Consider the following 16810-nt stretch of genomic DNA (forward strand, 5'->3'; position numbering starts at 1 on the left):
GGTCCGTTACAGAAAAAAGCTGAACCCAACCCACACCGACACGAGGCCAAGCGCAAGCCCCCAAACCCGCCATAGCATGTCACATGCGCGGAAAACCTCTGACGCGCCGATATCGCGGGGGGCGTCACCATTGACCCAGGCAAGATCGCGCAGCTGCCCGTCATAACTGCGAGGCCCGGCAAGTGCCACGTTCAAGGCGCGGGCCATTGCGGCTTCGGGCCAGCCTGCATTGGGCGAGATATGGCGGTGCGCATCGGCGACCATCTCAGACCGGCGCGCCCATTGGCCTGATAAGGCTACGATCATCATGCAGGTCAGGCGGGCAGGGATCAGGTTTAGCAGGTCGTCCAGACGGGCGGCGGCCCAGCCGAAGTCTCGGTATTTGTCGGTCCGGTAGCCGATCATGCTGTCGGCCGTGTTGACGGCTTTGTAGACCAGCAGTCCGGGCAAACCGCCAATAAGAAACCAGAAGGCGGGCGCAATGACCCCGTCGCTCAGGTTCTCGGCCGCGCTTTCGATGGCGGATCGGGCCACCTGCGCCTGTGTCATGTCGCGTGTATCGCGAGAAACGATCATGGCGACCTGGGCGCGCCCCTCGGGCAGGGATACGCGCAATCCGTCTGCGACTGCGCGCACATGGGCCACCAGCGATTTTTGAGCTAGTAGGATGGCGCAGGCGATGATCTGGACCACCGAACCCAGCAAGCTGAGCCCCCAACCGATCCCCAGCGCGCCTACGACCAGTAGAACGACCACACCTACGCCTTTCAAACGTCGCTGCGCCCCATGGTTCAAGCGCTTGTCCAGCGCTCCAATGATATTACCGATCATGACCGCCGGGTGTTTGACGCGCGACCATAGCCAGTCTGGCTCACCTAAGGCAGCGTCCAGACATAGGGCGCAGACCAGCAGGAAGGCGATGCTCACAGTGCGGCCTCAAGCCTGCCCCAGCCATCTGCAGGGGGCAAGCCCAACCGCAGGTAGGTTTGGGAATAGGGGAAGATGCGGCTCCAGATATGGGCGCGGGCCAGACGGGTTTGCCATTGGGCAGCATCATCGACTTGATAGAGGCGGAACAATGTAGTGCCGCCAGCAAGCTGCGCGCCCTTTGCGATCATAAGCGCATCCAGTCGAGCGGTGTCCGTCGTCAGGCGCTGACGGGTGGAATTGGCCCAATCGGGATTGGTCAGGGCGCGCTGACCGATGCGAAGCGCCGGCCCAGACACTGCCCAAGGGCCGGTCAGGTCGTTCAGGCGGGCGATCAGCAGTGGATCACCGATTGCAAAGCCCAGACGCAGCCCGGCCAGCCCCCAGAACTTGCCGAAGCTTTTCAAAACGATCACGCCCGGTCGCGCGGCCAGGTGGATCAGAGACGCCGCGGGAGTGACGTCACAAAAGCTCTCGTCAATTATGGTCAGCGGGGCATTCACGTCTGACTCGTTCCAATAGCGACCGTCTGGATTGTTGGGGTGGACGATAACGCGGGCCTGGGCCGGTCCACCAGATTGGACTTTCCAGCCCTGCGCGGAAAAGGCGGCGGCATGTTCATTGTAAGTGGGCATGGTGATCTGAACGCGGCCTGTCGGCGCAAGTGCGGGGATACGGGCGATCAGGGCCGATGCGCCGGGCGAGGGCAAAATAGCCGCGTCTGCCGGGACTGACCAGAAGTTTCGGGCGGCTTGTGACAGCTGTTCGAATACGCCGTGATCTGGAAGGGCGGTCCAATCTTCATGGGACAGCGCGGCTATGGGGTACGGATGAGGATTGATTCCGGTCGAAAGGTCGATCCAGTTCCCGCGCGCGCCGCCATAGGCCGCAATCGCTGCATCCACCCCGCCACCGTGGTCTCGCGCAGCCCGCGGGTTCAAGTTTTTGTCAGAGCTTGTCATCTAGGTCCCGCCGGAATCGCGTATTTCTAGCTGTTTCAAGCGGATTTTCGCCGTTTTTACAAGCGAATCCGCGCGGTCACGAAAAGCCGAAAACAGCGTTAACACTTTGTTAAGGAAATAACGTGATCACAAACCACAGGGATCGGCACTACTCACCACAACATGGGCCGAGGTTTTACGTATGAATGTTTTGATTGTTGAGAGTAACCCCGATCTGGGTCGGGTCTGGCAAAGGCATCTTGAACGACAAGGTGCCGAGGTGACGTTGGTCACTGGGCAAGAGGCTGCAATTCTCGCGCTCTATGGGGCTGAGTTCGATATCATCGTGCTCGATTTGGTGTTAGAGGCGGGCAGCGCGCTGGCCGTCGCAGATTTCGCCAGTTATCGCCGCCCCGAGGCACGGGTGATTTTTGTCACCAATACCACCTTCTTTTCGGACGGGTCGATCTTTGCCCACAGCCCTAACGCTTGCGCTTATGTGCAAAGCGCAACGCCGCCAGAGGATCTGGCGGCGATGGTCGAGCACTACGCAGCGGGTCGCTGACCGCGCCCATGAGGTTCCATGAAGTCCAGCACCGGGTTGGTCGGGATGATGCGATGCGGATTGATGCTTTCGTGGCTATAGTGATAGTGGCGCACGATGTGCTCCATGTTGACCGTGTGTGCGACGCCCGGCCATTGGTATAGCTCGCGCGTGTAGGCCCACAGGTTCGGATAGTCGATCAGTCGCCGCCGGTTGCATTTGAAATGCAGATGATAGACCGGGTCGAACCGGATCAGAGTGGTAAACAGGCGCCAATCGGCCTCGGTGACGCGGTCGCCCATCAGATAGCGGCTCTGAGACAGGCGCTGTTCGAGCCAATCCAGAGTGTCAAATAGCGGTCCCACCGCACTGTCATAAGCGGTTTGGCTGGTGGCAAAACCGGACTTGTAAACCCCGTTATTGACGTCGGAATAGATGCGAGCGTTGACCTCCTCGATGTCGTCGCGCATCGCCTCAGGCCAATAGTCATCGGTGTTTCCGGTAATGCCATCAAACGCCGAATTGAACATGCGGATGATTTCCGAGCTTTCATTGGAAACGATCGTCTCTTGCCGTTTGTCCCAAAGGATTGGCACAGTTACACGGCCGGAATAGGACGGATCTGCCTTGGTATAGACCTGATGGGCATAGTCCAGCCCGTAAAGATCGTCGCCGGTCGCGCCGTTGTTATCTGTCTCGAAGGTCCAGCCTTTATCCAGCATATCCGGATGAACGACCGAAACCGAGATTAGGTCGTTTAGCCCCTTGAGTTCGCGGAAGATGAGCGTGCGATGCGCCCAGGGGCACGCGTGGCTCACATAGAGGTGGTAGCGCCCCGGTTCCGCATTGAACCCACCCTTGCCCGAAGGGCCGGGCGTGCCGTCGGCGGTCAGCCAGTTGCGGAACTGCGCGGCGCTTCGCTTGAATGCGCCACCTGTGGATTTGGTGTCATACCACGTGTCATGCCACTTGCCGTCGACCAACAGGCCCATCTGTATTCCTCCGTTTAGAGATTTATCGAAAGATAGGCGCTTGAGCGCGGTGTTCCTATGCGAGCAGGCGCGCATTTTGCCTGCGTTTGCGCACAGACCATGGCGCTTGCGCCCGCAACACTGTGATGAAGACTGGATTTAAAGTAACCGGTTTCACTAGATTTTTACGATTGATAGCGCACAATAGTACTCACTGCCGGGGGAGTTTTTTGATGAGTACCTATGTTTCTAAGGAAATAAGCGCTGAACTGGACGCGGCTCGAATCGCGGGCCTGAAGAGAACGAGCCGTCTTCGTGTGGAATTTGGCGACAATACCTTCAAAATTTTAAGATTGTGGAGGGATGGTTTCACGGTTGAGGCTGAAACCACTCCGCAGCTGCGCGGTCTGGTCGATATCTATGACGGCGCGCGCCATTTGTACCAATGCCTGATCATCGCGGATGAAGCACAGGCGGGTGAAATGCGCTATGATTTCAAACGCAGCACTGCCGCAGCCGACAAAGCGCCGCTGGATTTCTACCGCGCGCCGGATGCGCCGATCGCGCTGTTGGGGCACGAGGACTAGGGGCGGATTTCTACGGTCGTCCCATTTGGCGTCAAACTCCAGAGTCGTGCCATTTCGACATTTGACAGGGCGATACGACCGGCTGTCCAATCACCGGGCAGGGATAGGCCTGCAATCCCGTTCGGCTGGCCATGAATGAATATGTCGCTCCCAGATCAACGTCCTGAGCCCGCGCGCGAGCGATGTTTTTGGAGTTGGGGAAATTGATCCCAAGGGAAAGGTGATCGGCGCTCTTAGGATTGCGTCTGTCAATCTTGAACGCCCCGATGGGCGTTTTCCCATCGCCCTCTTGCTGTTTGTCACCCTGCGGCGCAAAGCCCAGTGCGACATCCGATTGCATCACGACCATCCCGTTCGCAGACGCGGTCAGTTGTCGGGCAGATTTTTCGATCAGGATGTGGTCGATCTGTGCGGCTTCGGGAACCATTCCGGCGCGGGCGGACGTGGCCCGTATCGGTGCCATGCAACCCATGCTGCACTGATCAGGCACAGCATATGAGTTATCTTTATCGCCCGTCTCACTGCAAATCGGCAAAGGCGCGTTTAAGCCGCGCACAGGCGTCCTCCACGCGGCTGCGCTGCGTGGCTAGGTTGAACCGCTCAAAGGTTTCTCCGCCCGCGCCGAAGCCGGGACCAGATGTGGTGGCGATTTTGGCATCCTGACGCAGGCGGCGAATGAATTCGGGGTGGTCCATTCCAGTTCCCGAGAAATCAACCCAGGCCAGATAGGTCGCCTGCAGAGGCATGGACCAAAGGCCGGGGATTTCCGCAATCGTTGCATCAAACAGACGGCGGTTGCTGTCCAGATGTGCGATCTGCTCGTCGACCCATGCGGCGCCCTCGGGGGTGTAGGCGGCCGTGATCATCGCCACGCCAAGCGCACTGGGGTCGTAGTCTAGCGTCTGGATGCGGTTGCGCATGGCCGCGCGCAATTTGGGATCTGGGATGATCATGTTGCCAGTGCGCTGACCGGCGATGTTGAACGTTTTGGAAGGCGCCGTCAGCGTTACGGTCCAGGGCCGCGCATCCGGGGCGGCCACGTCCATCGGGACAAACGTTTGGCCGGGATAGACCAGGTCATGATGAATTTCATCCGACACCAGAACCAGCCCATTCCGTTCGGCAAAAGCTGCAACGGCGCGCAGCTCACCTGGTGTCCAGACCCGCCCCGAAGGGTTCTGAGGCGAACACCACAATAGCATCTTTTCTGATCCGTCCAGCCGCGATTGCGCATCGTCCAGATCCACCCCGTAGCTGTCGCCATCGCGCACCAACGGGCACTCTACCACCCTGCGGCCGGATTTGTTCACCTTGTGCGCAAACTCATGGTAAACGGGCGAAAAGATGACCACTCCGTCGCCCGGTTCGGTCCAGACGTCCAGACATAGGGCGATCGCGTTCCCCAACCCCTGTGAAGTCAGAACCCAATCGGTGTCGATGTCCCATCCATGACGGTTCTTCATCCACCATTGGACCGAACTCAGATAGTCCGGGTGCATCCAAGAATAGCCAAAAACCCCGTGGTCCGCCGCTTGCCGCACGACATCGACAACACATGGCGCCGTGGGATAATCGGAATCGGCCGTCCACATGGCCAGCCCGTCATCCGGTGACACGCCGTACAGGCGCTCCATCTTATCCCATTTAGAACTGTTGGTGCCCCGGCGGTCGATCAGGTCGTTAAACGTCATGTTGTCTCCATCTGTCGGACGGAAAGCTAGTCACAATCGTGGCGGGTGCAAGGGGGGCGTTGCGGCGGGGGGCGCGATGGCCTAAATCAACGACATGAAACGCTCAATTCTTATTCACCCCGATCCGCGCTTGAAAAAAGTTTGCGCCCCCGTTGCTGACCTGACGGATGAGCTGCGCAATCTGGCTGATGACATGCTGGAGACGATGTATGACGCTCCTGGTATCGGGCTGGCCGCACCGCAGATTGGCATCCTGGATCGGTTGATCGTGTTGGATTGCGTCAAGGAAGAGGGCGAGGCACCCCGCCCCCTGATCATGTTCAACCCTGAAATCGTGGCCTCTTCGGACGAAACAAATGTTTATGAAGAAGGCTGCCTGTCGATTCCCGAACAATATGCCGAAGTCACCCGCCCCAAAGTGGTGGAGGTGGCTTGGATGGATCGTGACGGTAACGCACAGCAAGAAACGTTTGATGACCTTTGGGCGACCTGCGTGCAGCATGAGATCGACCACCTGAACGGAAAGCTGTTCATCGATTATCTCAAGCCGCTGAAACGCCAGATGATCACGCGTAAGATGCAGAAGTTGAAACGCGAAAAGGCCCGCGCATGACCGTTCGCACCTGCCTGCCTTGGCCCGACAAACGCCTGCGGACCAAGGCCGAGGACGTGGCCGAGATTACCGATGAAATCCGCGCCATCTGGGACGACATGATCGACACGATGGAGGCGATGCCAGGTGTTGGTCTTGCGGGCCCTCAGATCGGAGTGATGTTGCGGCTGGCCGTGGTGGATGGCTCGACCGAGCGTGGGCGTGCGGTACGGTTGGCGAACCCGGAAATCCTGCACAGCTCGATTGAACTGCGCGAGCATGATGAGGCCAGCCCGAACCTTCCCGGCTTGTCTGCCAAGGTGAAACGCCCCCGTGCGGTGACGGTGAAATTCCTGAACGAACAAGGCATGATCGATCGTCGTGACTTTGTGGGGATTGAGGCCACCAGCGTGCAGCACCAGATCGACCACTTGAACGGTCGGATGTATTTCGACCGTCTCAGCAAGGTCAAACGCGATATGCTGCTGCGAAAAGCCAGAAAACAGGGGTAGAAATGCGCATCATTTTCATGGGAACGCCCGATTTCTCGGTGCCGGTACTGGACGCGCTGGTCGAAGCCGGGCATGAGATCGCCGCTGTTTACTGTCAACCACCACGCCCAGCAGGGCGGGGTAAGAAAGACCGGCCAACCCCTGTTCATGAGCGGGCCGAGGCGCTTGGCTTTGATGTTCGTCACCCGGTGTCATTAAAGTCGAGCGAAGAACAAGAAGCCTTCGCAGCGCTGAAAGCGGATGTGGCCGTTGTCGTGGCCTATGGTCTGCTGTTGCCGCAACCCGTTCTGGATGCGCCCAAACAGCGGTGTCTGAATATTCACGCCAGCCTTTTACCGCGCTGGCGCGGGGCCGCGCCGCTGCAGCGCGCGATCATGGCGGGGGACGCTCAGACCGGCGTCTGCATCATGCAAATGGAGGCCGGACTGGATACCGGGCCGGTCCTTTTGCGACGTGCCACAGATATCGGGACGCACGAAACCACGGCGCACCTGCATGACAGACTATCAGAAATGGGTGCAGCGATGATTGTCCAAACGTTGGACACCTTACCGGACCTGACACCGGAACCTCAGCCCGAAGACGGAGTGACCTACGCGGCAAAGATCGACAAGTCCGAGGCGCGTGTCGACTGGACCCGCCCAGCCGTCGATGTCGACCGGCAAATCCGGGGCCTGTCCCCCTTTCCCGGCGCCTGGACCGAGATTGGAGGCGAGCGTATCAAGCTGTTGGCCTCTCGGTTGGCAGTGGGGCAGGGGCAGCCAGGTGAGCTGTTGGATGATACCCTCCGCGTGGCCTGTGGCGATGGCGCGATTGACCTGTTGCGCTTGCAGCGGGCTGGGAAAGCGGCGCAGGATGCAGCAACTTTCCTAAGGGGTTGGCCAGTCGCAGCTGGGACCAATTTAACGTCGGAGTAAACCAGATGTTCATGATATTGATGGGCACCGTCGTGATTGCCGGGATCGTGGGATATCTGGCTGAAAAAACTGGATTTACCCACAATGGTTACCTGCCCTCGATCATCATTTGCGTGGGCGGCGCGTTCCTGTTTTACTTCGTGCGCATCATGTTTGGCATCAGCTTCGGCCCGCCCGGACTGGACGCGGTCCTGTCATCCATTGGTGCGCTTATCATCGTTCCGACTCATTGGAGGAAATAACGTGCCCGTCATCGCCCTGATCATCATCGGAGCTGCAGCCGGGTTTCTGGCGACCCGCCTGATGCGGATCGAGGCGGACATACCCACAACCATGCTGATCGGCATTGTCGGCGCATTGGTGGGCGGGTTTATCCTGCGCGCGTTGATTGCCATGGCGGGCTGGCTGTCGGGTTTTGTTGGCGCGGTTCTGGGCGCTTTGTTGGTGATCTGGATCTGGCAGAGATATCTGCGTCGCTGACCCCTTGACCTTTCCGGTCGAACCCGGCCAGATCGCCAGGAAATTCTATCCGAAAGGCGCCCCATGTCGCATGACTTGAACCCCGGTGACGTTGCCCTGATGGGCGTTCCGCTGGACCTGCATTCTTCGTTCCTGCAGGGGCCTGCCTTTGCGCCGGGCCGCATTCGTGAGGCACTGCATTCCGGAGCTGCCAACCTGACTGCCGAAGACGGCACCGATCTGGGCGCGACCGACCGGTTTAAGGATACCGGCGATCTGGACGTGTTCGAGATGATTGGACAGGAACCCATCGACCGGATCGAGGCCGGGGCCGCCGAGCGTATCGCAACCGGCGCGCGCCTGTTGTCACTGGGGGGCGACCACTCGGTCGCGTATCCGCTGATCAAAGCGCATGCGGACCGGTATGAGGGGCTGAACATCCTGCATATCGACTCGCATCCTGACCTCTATGACAGTCAGCAGGTCGGCCCGCTGGGCCATGGTTGCCCGTTTGCGCGGGTCATGGAGACGTGTCAGATCAACCGTCTGGTGCAGGTCGGTATCCGCACCATGAACAAGCACCAGCAAGAGCAGGCCGACAAGTTCGGGGTTGAGGTGATCGACATGCAAAGCTGGAGCCCGGATCTTGAGATCAGCTTTGACGGCCCGGTTTACCTCTCGCTGGATCTGGACGCGCTGGACCCGGCCTTTGCGCCGGGTGTTTCGCATCACGAGCCCGGTGGGCTGAGCACGCGCGAGGTGATCAACCTGATCCACCGTTTCAAGGGCCAGTTGGTTGGCGCGGATATCGTTGAGCTGAACCCCCACCGCGATCCCTATGGCATCACCGCGATGGTGGCGGCGAAATTCGTCAAGGAAATCGGCGGGCGTCTGCTGTCGCGCTGACCCTAACGCGCGTCACATTGGGCGGTTGATCCCAGACGGGGTGCGCCACCCGTGGTCATGTCGAACCGGTCAGCCTCGGCCGCGTTCATCCAGTGCATCCCCTCGGACGGGGCGGCGTCCAGCGTGTACCAGTAAAACGCCTCATCCACGCCGATATCTTCGAAATAGTCCAGATATCGGTCATGTTCGGGGTCGTCCTCGGGGATTTCGGTGGCGACGATGTTCCAGCCGCCCCAACTGTGGACCCCGACACAGGCTCCGGGCTCCAGCACGCGGCGCTTCCCTGCCAGAAACAGGTCGGTTCCGCCCGAAGCGATCAGCCCGTCTGAGGGCACAATCGTATCGAACCCCTGCTCGTGGACCACGCGGGAAAAAACCACATTCGCGTCGTCGTCCATCGAGCCTTCGATATAGCTTAACACCAGTGTTTTTGCGTTGGGGTTTCGCTGGGTGACCTCAAGAAACGCATCCAGCGTCGTATGGTCGATCGTACCTGTGGCCACGATTTGATCTCCCTGCGCGGCAAACTGCATGGGGTCATATTGTTGACCGCAGCCAGCGAGGGCGGCGAGTCCGGCGATGACGATACAAAATGCAGGTTTCATGCGTAGAGGTCCTATTCAAACACGCGGGGGGCGGCTTTTGTAGACGGGCAGTCGCCAACCAAACAGCAATGACCCCGCCCGCAAGGCCCAGCAGACCAGCGCACAAGACGCCAGAACGGCCAGATCGTCCAGCGCAAGGCGGCTGGCGGCAACAGCGGTCAGCGCCCCGGCAAAGGCGCACGAGACGTAAAGTTCACCCTGTTTCAGCACCAAGGGCACTTCGTTGCAGACCACATCGCGCATCAACCCGCCCAGACATCCGGTGCTGATCCCCATCAGCACGACGACCACGCCCGATTGCCCCAGCGACAAAGCTGTGGCCGATCCGGCTGCGACGGCAATGGACAGTGCAAAACTGTCCAGCCAGATCAGCCAGTTATAGCGGCTTTCCACCAGATGTGCGGTGAAGAACACCAATACGGCGGCGGCCACTGCGATCAGGATGTAATCCGGTTGTCCGACCCAGAAAACCGGGTCGCGGTTTAGCAGCAAATCACGGACAGTGCCGCCACCCACGGCGGTCAGGCTGGCGATAAAGGCAAAACCCACCAGATCCAACTGCGCCCGGCTGGCCACCAGCGCCCCGGTCAGTGCGAACACAAGAACCGAGGCATAGTCGAGCAGCGCCAGCCAACTCATGCCTGTGTCTTTTTTGGCTTGAACGGGGCCATACCGGCGCGGGCCAGCTCATCGGCCTTTTCGTTTTCAGGATGGCCCGCGTGGCCTTTGACCCATTCCCAGGTCACGTCATGACGAGTTTGTGCCTCGTCCAGCCTCTGCCACAGATCTACATTCTTGACAGGCTTCTTATTCGAGGTTTTCCAACCGTTCCGCTTCCACCCGAAAATCCACCCCGTGACGCCGTTTTTCACATAGGCGCTGTCTGTCACAACGGTGATCTTCGAGGCCCGGTCCAACGTTTCGAGCGCGCTGATCGCAGCCAGCAGCTCCATGCGGTTGTTGGTGGTCTCGGCCTCGCCGCCGCTGAGTTCCCGTTCTTTCAGGACATTGTCGCCATCCATCGCGCGCAAAAGGACGCCCCAGCCGCCGGGGCCCGGATTACCGGAACATGCGCCGTCGGTATAGGCAAACAGCTCAGGCATGGGCCAACACCAGAATGAAACCGTCATACGAGCCCGCAAGGCCCGTACCCACGCCCGTGGTGATCCTGTCGATGGTGAATCCGGTCTGTGCCAAAGCCTCTTCGATTTCGGTCTGCGAGAAATATGTGTAACGACGGTCCAGATCGTCGCGATGTTCACCAGTCCCGAGTTTTAACCCCAGAAAAAAGACCCCTGCGGGTTTCAGCGCCTTGTGGATGGCTGACAGGTGTCGGGGGAAATCGGCGCGAGGGGCATGTAACAGCGAGAAACTTGCGTAGACTCCATCATACTCGGCCTCTTCGCTCACGTCGTCGAACGTCCCCAGATGGGCGTCCACACCGTTTTCACGCGCGTGTTCGACAAAAGCGGGTGTGGCGTCGATGGCGCGGACGCGCAAACCTTGCCGTTGCAGAAAGGCGCTGTCCGATCCCGGGCCGGCCCCGAGATCCAGTACGTATCCGCCTTCCACGACAGCTTCTGCAAAGGCCATGCGGGCTTCGATCTGTTCAGGGGGTAGGGGAACACTGAGGTAATCAGCAACGCGCGAGGAATAGGCGTCAATCGTTCTTTTGTCGGTCACAAGTATACTCCAACGGCAAGGCAGACCAGAACGACGGCTGTCAGCAACATGCGCAGACGCATCCACCAAGCCGGCGTCAGTCGCCAGTATGAGAACACAGCGTCCAGCAAAAGTAACCCGGCAAAGCCCCACATCAGGTTGGTACCTGCCGCGACGGGTCCACCGCCCGTTTTGAAAAAGGCCCAAAGCGCTGGGAGAACGGACAACAGATAGCAGGTCGCAGCCTTACTGCCCGATGTCTTCGTCGCAAACCCCCACAAAACGCCAGACATAAAGCTGAGAATGATCGAGCCGTAGAACAGCTGAACGTAAGGCCCCACGAAACGGGGACCCAGCGCCTGTGTGCCCCAGGCATGCAGATCATCGTTCAAGTAAGTCAGCGCCCCCCAGACGAAGGGGATCAACCCGGCCAGCCCCAGAACCAAAGGGGCGCGTGGAATTCCGTTCATGCCGGTTCGCGCAAAACGCGCGGGACTTTGAATTCGACGTTTTCAACTGCTGTTTCGACCAATTCGACTGTTACATCGAAATGATCTCGGAATGCGTCGATCACTTCATTCACCAAGACCTCTGGGGCAGAAGCGCCAGCAGTGATCGCGACCGAGGAAATCCCTTCCAAGGCGCGCCAGTCGATATCTGTCGAACGTTGTACCAGTTGCGCATAGTTACACCCGGCGCGCGCGGCAACTTCGACCAGACGACGTGAATTGGACGAGTTGGGTGCCCCCACAACCAACAGTGCATCGGATTTGGGGGCCACAGCTTTGACGGCTTCCTGTCGGTTCGTAGTCGCGTAGCAAATGTCTTCTTTGTGTGGGCTAACAATGGCGGGAAACCGCGCCTGTAGCGCTGCGATGATGTCCTTGGTGTCATCAACGGACAGGGTCGTTTGCGTTACAAAGGCCAGCTTGTCGGGATCACGCACGGCGACGGTGGCGACGTCTTCGACGGTTTCGACCAGTAGGACCTCACCCTCGGGCAGTTGCCCCATGGTGCCGACAGTTTCGGGGTGTCCTTTGTGACCGATCATGATCATCTGCAACCCGGCTTCGGCATGGCGCTGCGCTTCGACATGGACTTTGGACACCAGCGGGCAGGTCGCGTCGACGTAGATCATCTCGCGCTGGGCAGCCGCTGCAGGTACCGATTTAGGAACGCCGTGGGCCGAAAAAATCACCGGCCGGTCATCGGGGCATTCATCCAGTTCTTCGACGAACACCGCACCTTTTTCACGCAGCCCGTCCACTACGAATTTGTTGTGCACGATTTCATGACGCACATAGACCGGAGCGCCCCATTTCTGTAGCGCCATTTCCACAATCTTAATCGCCCGGTCTACACCGGCGCAGAACCCACGCGGTGCTGCCAGATACAGCGTCAGGGATGGCTTTGTCATGTCACGTTCTCCTTAAGGCCACAGGTAGGTCTTTTCCTCGCCATGGTCCAGACAGGACAGTGTCATTCATCTGACATGAATCAGTGCTATCAAACAGATGTTTCATCACCTGTTTCTAGTTTAAGACGCGCGGTCAGGGCATCAACCCTGACCGCGTTCTTTATCTTTTGGTGTTTGGCGCGTGTTACTGACCGCTTGCAGCCACGCTGCGCGGTTCCATCGGAATGTCACGCGGCGGGCGGCCGATCACATCGCGCAGGTCTTCAAGCTCGATGAAGTTGTCGGCCTGGCGGCGCAACTCATCCGAGATCATCGGAGGCTGGCTGCGAATAGTCGACACAACTGAAACGCGCACGCCCTGACGTTGCAGACTTGCTATCAGCGGGCGGAAGTCCCCATCGCCCGAAAACAGCACGATGTGATCAACGCGCGGTGCCAGTTCCATGGCATCGACGGTCAGTTCGATATCCATGTTTCCTTTGACTTTCCGACGCCCCATGCTGTCGGTGTATTCTTTCGCCGGTTTTGTCACCATGGTGAAGCCGTTGTAATGCAGCCAGTCTACCAGGGGGCGGATGGGCGAATACTCGTCATTTTCCAAAAGCGCTGTGTAGTAAAAAGCACGAAGCATCTTCCCGCGGCGCATGAATTCCTGACGCAGCAGTTTGTAGTCGATGTCAAATCCAAGTGCTTTCGCGGCCGCATAAAGATTCGAGCCGTCGATGAACAGCGCTAGCCGTTCGTCTTTATAAAACATAAATAGGTCCTTCCGGTATCTACCAGAACGCCGGGTGTTACGTGAGTGAGCTAGGAAATTGGCGGCGCGCTGATACGCCTATAATTAGGGCATTTAATGTGTATCGCAAGTATGCAATTCGCCGAATATAGGGAATAGTATGTGCAAATTTACGTCAGAATCGGTCATTGCATTGGGCGCAAATCTCAATTTGAGAGGCTGCGGACCCAAGGTGACACTAGAACAGGCAATTGACGCAATTTCACGTCAGGGCTTGGTGATTCGCGCCGTCAGCCGATTCTACGAGACCCCCTGTTTTCCAGAGGGTGCTGGACCGGATTACGTGAACGCGGCTGTTTTGGTCGACACGGACAAGTCAGCTGCAGACTTGTTGCAACTGCTGCATGAGGTCGAACACGAATTCGGGCGCGAACGAATACAGCGCTGGGGGATGCGGACGTTGGATCTGGATTTGGTATGTTTCGGCGACCAAGTGCTTCCGGATACATCAACCTATAACCAATGGCGGATGCTGCCGTCGCAGGAACAGATGCAGCAGGCGCCGGACCAATTGATCCTGCCGCATCCGCGTCTTCAGGATCGCGCCTTCGTGCTGGTGCCAATGGCTGATGTCGCCCCGGATTGGTGTCATCCCGTGCTAGGTCTGACGGTCCGGGAAATGGTGGCAGCCCTGCCGGCCGAAGATATTGCCGCCGTCACCCCTTTGTGATCAGTGCATTTGCGGCATTTCCTGCTTGTCAAGGCAGGGATTCGCCCTTAGATAAACCTCTTCCTGACATGGATTCAGAAACGGAGAGCGCCCCATGGCCCGCGTGACGGTAGAAGATTGCGTAGACAAGGTACAAAACCGGTTTGAGCTGGTGATGCTTGCCGCCCATCGTGCGCGTGAGATTTCCGCAGGTGCCGCGATCACTGTGGACCGCGATAATGACAAAAACCCGGTTGTGTCGCTGCGCGAAATCGCCGACGAAACCCAAAGCGCCGATGAACTGCGCGAACGCCTGATCGAGGCCAACCAGACCCAGATCGAGGTTGATGAGCCCGAAGAGGATCAGATGGCGCTGCTGATGGGCGCGGAATCCGACAAGCCCGCAGATGATGACATGTCCGAAGAGAAGCTGCTGCGCGCTCTTATGGAGGCTCAAGGCCAGGGGTGATCCCCAAAAACGAAGGTGCGGACCGGATGATTTCTGCTGAAGACTTGATTGCGCTGGTCCGCAACTACAACCCCAAGACAAATGCTGACCGAATTGCCCGTGCCTATGAGTTCGGAAGCCAGATGCATGAGGGTCAGTTCCGCCATTCTGGCGAACCCTATTTCACCCATCCTGTTGCCGTTGCCGCCATCCTGACCGAACAGCGTCTGGATGATGCCACGATCATTACCGCACTACTGCATGACACGATCGAGGATACCAAGGCCAATTACGGCAAGGTCTCCGAGCTGTTCGGCGATGAAGTGGCCAAGCTGGTCGATGGCGTCACCAAGCTGACCAACCTGCAGCTGTCCAGCAGGGAAACCAAACAGGCCGAGAACTTTCGCAAGCTGTTCATGGCCATGTCCAAAGATTTGCGGGTCATTCTGGTCAAGCTGGCAGACCGTTTGCACAACATGCGCACGATCAAGGCGATGCGCCCCGAAAAACAGGTTCAAAAAGCGCGCGAGACGATGGATATCTACGCGCCACTTGCGGGCCGTATGGGGATGCAATGGATGCGCGAAGAGCTGGAGGATCTGGCCTTCCGCGTGCTGAACCCCGAAGGTCGGCAGTCGATCATCCGGCGGTTTATCACTCTGCAACGGGAAACCGGCGATGTGATCCATCGGATCACCGGCGATATGCGCCTTGAATTGGACAAGGCTGGGATCGAAGCCGAGGTGTTCGGCCGAGCCAAAAAACCCTATTCGATCTGGCGCAAGATGCAGGAAAAGGATCAGGGCTTTTCGCGTCTGTCCGATATCTATGGCTTCCGCATTATCACTCAGACAGAAGAAGACTGCTATAGGACCCTTGGCGCGATCCACCAGCGCTGGCGCGCGGTGCCGGGACGGTTCAAGGACTATATCAGCCAGCCAAAATCGAACGGATACCGGTCGATTCACACCACCGTGTCGGGGCGGGATGGCAAACGGGTCGAAGTTCAGATCCGTACTCGCCAGATGCACGACGTTGCCGAGACGGGTGTGGCGGCGCACTGGTCGTACCGCGACGGTGTGCGGTCCGAAAACCCGTTCGCCGTCGATCCGGCCAAGTGGATCGCCAACCTGACCGAGCAGTTCGACAGCGAGGATGATCACGAAGATTTCCTCGAAGCCGTCAAGCTTGAGATGTATTCGGACCAGGTGTTCTGCTTCACGCCCAAGGGCGATGTGGTGAAGCTGCCGCGTGGCGCGACGCCGATTGATTTTGCCTATGCGATCCACACGCGGATTGGCCATGCCTGTGTCGGGGCCAAGGTGGACGGTATCCGGGTGCCGCTGTGGACCCGGATCAAGAACGGCCAATCGGTCGATGTAATCACGGCCGACGGGCAGACCCCGCAGGTCACATGGCTTGAGATTGCAGTCACGGGCAAAGCTCGTACTGCTATCCGGCGTGCCTTGCGTGAGGTCGACCGCGAGCGTTTCATCAAATTGGGCAAGGAACTGGCGCGCTCGGGGTTTGAACATGTGGGCCGAAAGGCGACGGACAAGGCGCTGGACACGGCCGCCAAGCATTTGCGTCTGAAGGACCGACACGAATTGTTGGCCCGATTGGGCAGTGCCGAACTGACGGCCCATGATGTGGTTACGGCCGTTTACCCTGAGCTTACGCAGGATGAAGGGGACGCGATCCCCCTGCGCCGCGCTGTGATTGGTCTTGAGCCGGGTCAGAAATTCGACCGGGCACCATGTTGTCAGCCCCTGCCGGGAGAGCGGATTGTCGGCATCACCTATCGTGGCAAAGGGGTGGTGGTGCATGCCATCGATTGTGACCGCCTGACCGAGTTTGAAGGCGAACCCGAGCGTTGGGTGGACTTGCATTGGCACACTGGCACCCATCCGGCGGTCTATGGCGCGACGCTGGATCTGACCATTGGCAATGATGCGGGTGTACTGGGGCGTATTTGCACATTGATCGGTGAGAAAAAGGCCAATATCTCGAACCTTGAATTCGTCGACCGCAAACCGGATTTTTATCGTCTTCTGATCAATGTCGAACTGCGCGACCTTGAACAGCTTCACTCTTTGATGCTGATGCTTGAGGCCGAAAGCGACGTTGCCGCGGTCGAACGCTACAGAGACAGGACCAAGACCGCCGTGGCGGCTGGCTGAGAAGGG

Annotated in this window: 23 protein-coding genes and 1 pseudogene; 11 read left to right on the forward strand and 13 right to left on the reverse strand. The window is 58.6% G+C overall.

What is annotated here, in order from left to right; genetic code table 11:
• Positions 1 to 6: 6 nt before the first annotated feature.
• On the reverse strand, positions 7 to 927 hold the full coding sequence (gene cbiB, locus ACR3EG_RS05455; RefSeq protein WP_480483531.1) for an adenosylcobinamide-phosphate synthase CbiB: 921 nt from the start codon (positions 925 to 927) through the stop codon (positions 7 to 9).
• Positions 924 to 1889 (reverse strand): threonine-phosphate decarboxylase, encoded by a 966-nt coding sequence (locus ACR3EG_RS05460; RefSeq protein ID WP_480483533.1) that lies wholly within the window; start codon positions 1887 to 1889, stop codon positions 924 to 926. The genes cbiB and ACR3EG_RS05460 overlap by 4 nt, the downstream gene beginning before the upstream one ends.
• A 181-nt stretch (positions 1890 to 2070) precedes the next feature.
• On the opposite strand from ACR3EG_RS05460, the gene ACR3EG_RS05465 reads away from it, so the two are divergent.
• A complete protein-coding gene (locus ACR3EG_RS05465; protein ID WP_170756081.1) occupies positions 2071 to 2433 on the forward strand; it encodes a response regulator transcription factor in 363 nt (120 codons plus the stop codon).
• On the opposite strand, the gene ACR3EG_RS05470 is transcribed toward ACR3EG_RS05465, so the two are convergent.
• The gene (locus tag ACR3EG_RS05470; RefSeq protein ID WP_480483535.1) at positions 2415 to 3404 is read right to left on the reverse strand and encodes a glutathione S-transferase family protein; all 990 of its coding nucleotides are present in this window, start codon (positions 3402 to 3404) and stop codon (positions 2415 to 2417) included. The genes ACR3EG_RS05465 and ACR3EG_RS05470 overlap by 19 nt on opposite strands.
• Positions 3405 to 3616: 212 nt before the next feature.
• Between ACR3EG_RS05470 and ACR3EG_RS05475 the strand changes: the two genes are divergently transcribed.
• Complete coding sequence (locus ACR3EG_RS05475) at positions 3617 to 3970, forward strand: hypothetical protein (protein WP_480483537.1); 354 nt, start codon at positions 3617 to 3619, stop codon at positions 3968 to 3970.
• Here ACR3EG_RS05475 and ACR3EG_RS05480 read toward each other — a convergent pair.
• The 3 genes and pseudogenes from ACR3EG_RS05480 to ACR3EG_RS05490 form a co-directional block, all read right to left on the reverse strand.
• On the reverse strand, positions 3967 to 4113 hold the full coding sequence (locus ACR3EG_RS05480) for a L,D-transpeptidase family protein (RefSeq protein ID WP_480545974.1): 147 nt from the start codon (positions 4111 to 4113) through the stop codon (positions 3967 to 3969). The genes ACR3EG_RS05475 and ACR3EG_RS05480 overlap by 4 nt on opposite strands.
• A 137-nt stretch (positions 4114 to 4250) precedes the next feature.
• Positions 4251 to 4442: pseudogene (locus ACR3EG_RS05485) on the reverse strand (hypothetical protein); the annotation flags it as partial.
• A 46-nt stretch (positions 4443 to 4488) separates the two neighbouring features.
• Entirely contained in the window at positions 4489 to 5661 is a 1173-nt protein-coding gene (locus tag ACR3EG_RS05490) for a MalY/PatB family protein (protein WP_480483539.1), read from the reverse strand.
• Between the two features lie 94 nt (positions 5662 to 5755).
• Between ACR3EG_RS05490 and def (ACR3EG_RS05495) the strand changes: the two genes are divergently transcribed.
• The 6 genes from def (ACR3EG_RS05495) (at position 5756) to speB (ending at position 9047) form a co-directional block, all read left to right on the forward strand.
• Positions 5756 to 6274, forward strand: coding sequence for a peptide deformylase (gene def, locus ACR3EG_RS05495; protein ID WP_480483541.1), 519 nt, complete (start codon positions 5756 to 5758; stop codon positions 6272 to 6274).
• Positions 6271 to 6765, forward strand: coding sequence for a peptide deformylase (def, locus tag ACR3EG_RS05500; protein ID WP_480483543.1), 495 nt, complete (start codon positions 6271 to 6273; stop codon positions 6763 to 6765). The genes def (ACR3EG_RS05495) and def (ACR3EG_RS05500) overlap by 4 nt, the downstream gene beginning before the upstream one ends.
• 2 nt (positions 6766 to 6767) lie before the next feature.
• On the forward strand, positions 6768 to 7682 hold the full coding sequence (gene fmt / locus ACR3EG_RS05505) for a methionyl-tRNA formyltransferase (protein WP_480483545.1): 915 nt from the start codon (positions 6768 to 6770) through the stop codon (positions 7680 to 7682).
• A gap of 5 nt (positions 7683 to 7687) precedes the next feature.
• Positions 7688 to 7924: a hypothetical protein gene (locus tag ACR3EG_RS05510; protein ID WP_170775300.1), complete on the forward strand. Its 237-nt coding sequence runs from the start codon at positions 7688 to 7690 to the stop codon at positions 7922 to 7924.
• Position 7925: 1 nt separating this feature from the next.
• Positions 7926 to 8162 carry a GlsB/YeaQ/YmgE family stress response membrane protein gene (locus ACR3EG_RS05515; RefSeq protein ID WP_480483547.1) on the forward strand — a complete coding sequence of 79 codons (237 nt, stop codon included), beginning with the start codon at positions 7926 to 7928 and terminating at the stop codon, positions 8160 to 8162.
• Between the two features lie 63 nt (positions 8163 to 8225).
• Entirely contained in the window at positions 8226 to 9047 is an 822-nt protein-coding gene (gene speB, locus ACR3EG_RS05520) for an agmatinase (protein ID WP_480483549.1), read from the forward strand.
• A 2-nt stretch (positions 9048 to 9049) separates the two neighbouring features.
• Here speB and ACR3EG_RS05525 read toward each other — a convergent pair whose 3' ends face one another.
• The 7 genes from ACR3EG_RS05525 to ACR3EG_RS05555 all read right to left on the reverse strand — a co-directional run bounded on the left by ACR3EG_RS05525 (position 9050) and on the right by ACR3EG_RS05555 (position 13488).
• Complete coding sequence (locus ACR3EG_RS05525) at positions 9050 to 9652, reverse strand: COG3904 family protein (RefSeq protein WP_480483551.1); 603 nt, start codon at positions 9650 to 9652, stop codon at positions 9050 to 9052.
• A 15-nt stretch (positions 9653 to 9667) separates the two neighbouring features.
• On the reverse strand, positions 9668 to 10291 hold the full coding sequence (locus ACR3EG_RS05530; RefSeq protein WP_480483553.1) for a trimeric intracellular cation channel family protein: 624 nt from the start codon (positions 10289 to 10291) through the stop codon (positions 9668 to 9670).
• Positions 10288 to 10755 carry a ribonuclease HI gene (rnhA, locus tag ACR3EG_RS05535; protein ID WP_209198186.1) on the reverse strand — a complete coding sequence of 156 codons (468 nt, stop codon included), beginning with the start codon at positions 10753 to 10755 and terminating at the stop codon, positions 10288 to 10290. The genes ACR3EG_RS05530 and rnhA overlap by 4 nt, the downstream gene beginning before the upstream one ends.
• Positions 10748 to 11335 (reverse strand): class I SAM-dependent methyltransferase, encoded by a 588-nt coding sequence (locus ACR3EG_RS05540; RefSeq protein WP_480498615.1) that lies wholly within the window; start codon positions 11333 to 11335, stop codon positions 10748 to 10750. The genes rnhA and ACR3EG_RS05540 overlap by 8 nt, the downstream gene beginning before the upstream one ends.
• The gene (locus tag ACR3EG_RS05545; protein ID WP_480498613.1) at positions 11332 to 11784 is read right to left on the reverse strand and encodes a DUF3429 domain-containing protein; all 453 of its coding nucleotides are present in this window, start codon (positions 11782 to 11784) and stop codon (positions 11332 to 11334) included. The genes ACR3EG_RS05540 and ACR3EG_RS05545 overlap by 4 nt, the downstream gene beginning before the upstream one ends.
• Positions 11781 to 12731 (reverse strand): 4-hydroxy-3-methylbut-2-enyl diphosphate reductase, encoded by a 951-nt coding sequence (gene ispH, locus ACR3EG_RS05550; protein WP_170756069.1) that lies wholly within the window; start codon positions 12729 to 12731, stop codon positions 11781 to 11783. The genes ACR3EG_RS05545 and ispH overlap by 4 nt, the downstream gene beginning before the upstream one ends.
• A gap of 184 nt (positions 12732 to 12915) precedes the next feature.
• Positions 12916 to 13488 carry a LabA-like NYN domain-containing protein gene (locus ACR3EG_RS05555; RefSeq protein ID WP_170356738.1) on the reverse strand — a complete coding sequence of 191 codons (573 nt, stop codon included), beginning with the start codon at positions 13486 to 13488 and terminating at the stop codon, positions 12916 to 12918.
• Positions 13489 to 13627: 139 nt separating this feature from the next.
• Between ACR3EG_RS05555 and folK the strand changes: the two genes are divergently transcribed.
• The 3 genes from folK (at position 13628) to ACR3EG_RS05570 (ending at position 16804) form a co-directional block, all read left to right on the forward strand.
• Positions 13628 to 14197 carry a 2-amino-4-hydroxy-6-hydroxymethyldihydropteridine diphosphokinase gene (folK, locus tag ACR3EG_RS05560; protein ID WP_480498611.1) on the forward strand — a complete coding sequence of 190 codons (570 nt, stop codon included), beginning with the start codon at positions 13628 to 13630 and terminating at the stop codon, positions 14195 to 14197.
• A 94-nt stretch (positions 14198 to 14291) separates the two neighbouring features.
• A complete protein-coding gene (gene rpoZ / locus ACR3EG_RS05565; protein WP_170356736.1) occupies positions 14292 to 14645 on the forward strand; it encodes a DNA-directed RNA polymerase subunit omega in 354 nt (117 codons plus the stop codon).
• 26 nt (positions 14646 to 14671) lie between these two features.
• On the forward strand, positions 14672 to 16804 hold the full coding sequence (locus ACR3EG_RS05570) for a RelA/SpoT family protein (protein WP_209198198.1): 2133 nt from the start codon (positions 14672 to 14674) through the stop codon (positions 16802 to 16804).
• Positions 16805 to 16810 lie beyond the last annotated feature (6 nt).

It is taken from the genome of Ruegeria sp. AM7 (genome assembly GCF_056535965.1).

Coding starts and splice junctions, on each gene's coding strand:
- ACR3EG_RS05555 (WP_170356738.1), bottom strand. CDS start 13,488: ATGTTTTATAAAGACGAACGGCTAGCGCTGTTCATCGACGGCTCGAAT.
- ACR3EG_RS05490 (WP_480483539.1), bottom strand. CDS start 5,661: ATGACGTTTAACGACCTGATCGACCGCCGGGGCACCAACAGTTCTAAA.
- ACR3EG_RS05545 (WP_480498613.1), bottom strand. CDS start 11,784: ATGAACGGAATTCCACGCGCCCCTTTGGTTCTGGGGCTGGCCGGGTTG.
- ACR3EG_RS05470 (WP_480483535.1), bottom strand. CDS start 3,404: ATGGGCCTGTTGGTCGACGGCAAGTGGCATGACACGTGGTATGACACC.
- ACR3EG_RS05570 (WP_209198198.1), top strand. CDS start 14,672: ATGATTTCTGCTGAAGACTTGATTGCGCTGGTCCGCAACTACAACCCC.
- ACR3EG_RS05460 (WP_480483533.1), bottom strand. CDS start 1,889: ATGACAAGCTCTGACAAAAACTTGAACCCGCGGGCTGCGCGAGACCAC.
- rnhA (WP_209198186.1), bottom strand. CDS start 10,755: ATGCCTGAGCTGTTTGCCTATACCGACGGCGCATGTTCCGGTAATCCG.
- ACR3EG_RS05475 (WP_480483537.1), top strand. CDS start 3,617: ATGAGTACCTATGTTTCTAAGGAAATAAGCGCTGAACTGGACGCGGCT.
- fmt (WP_480483545.1), top strand. CDS start 6,768: ATGCGCATCATTTTCATGGGAACGCCCGATTTCTCGGTGCCGGTACTG.
- ispH (WP_170756069.1), bottom strand. CDS start 12,731: ATGACAAAGCCATCCCTGACGCTGTATCTGGCAGCACCGCGTGGGTTC.
- speB (WP_480483549.1), top strand. CDS start 8,226: ATGTCGCATGACTTGAACCCCGGTGACGTTGCCCTGATGGGCGTTCCG.
- ACR3EG_RS05530 (WP_480483553.1), bottom strand. CDS start 10,291: ATGAGTTGGCTGGCGCTGCTCGACTATGCCTCGGTTCTTGTGTTCGCA.
- folK (WP_480498611.1), top strand. CDS start 13,628: ATGTGCAAATTTACGTCAGAATCGGTCATTGCATTGGGCGCAAATCTC.
- ACR3EG_RS05465 (WP_170756081.1), top strand. CDS start 2,071: ATGAATGTTTTGATTGTTGAGAGTAACCCCGATCTGGGTCGGGTCTGG.
- rpoZ (WP_170356736.1), top strand. CDS start 14,292: ATGGCCCGCGTGACGGTAGAAGATTGCGTAGACAAGGTACAAAACCGG.
- def (WP_480483543.1), top strand. CDS start 6,271: ATGACCGTTCGCACCTGCCTGCCTTGGCCCGACAAACGCCTGCGGACC.
- ACR3EG_RS05510 (WP_170775300.1), top strand. CDS start 7,688: ATGTTCATGATATTGATGGGCACCGTCGTGATTGCCGGGATCGTGGGA.
- ACR3EG_RS05525 (WP_480483551.1), bottom strand. CDS start 9,652: ATGAAACCTGCATTTTGTATCGTCATCGCCGGACTCGCCGCCCTCGCT.
- def (WP_480483541.1), top strand. CDS start 5,756: ATGAAACGCTCAATTCTTATTCACCCCGATCCGCGCTTGAAAAAAGTT.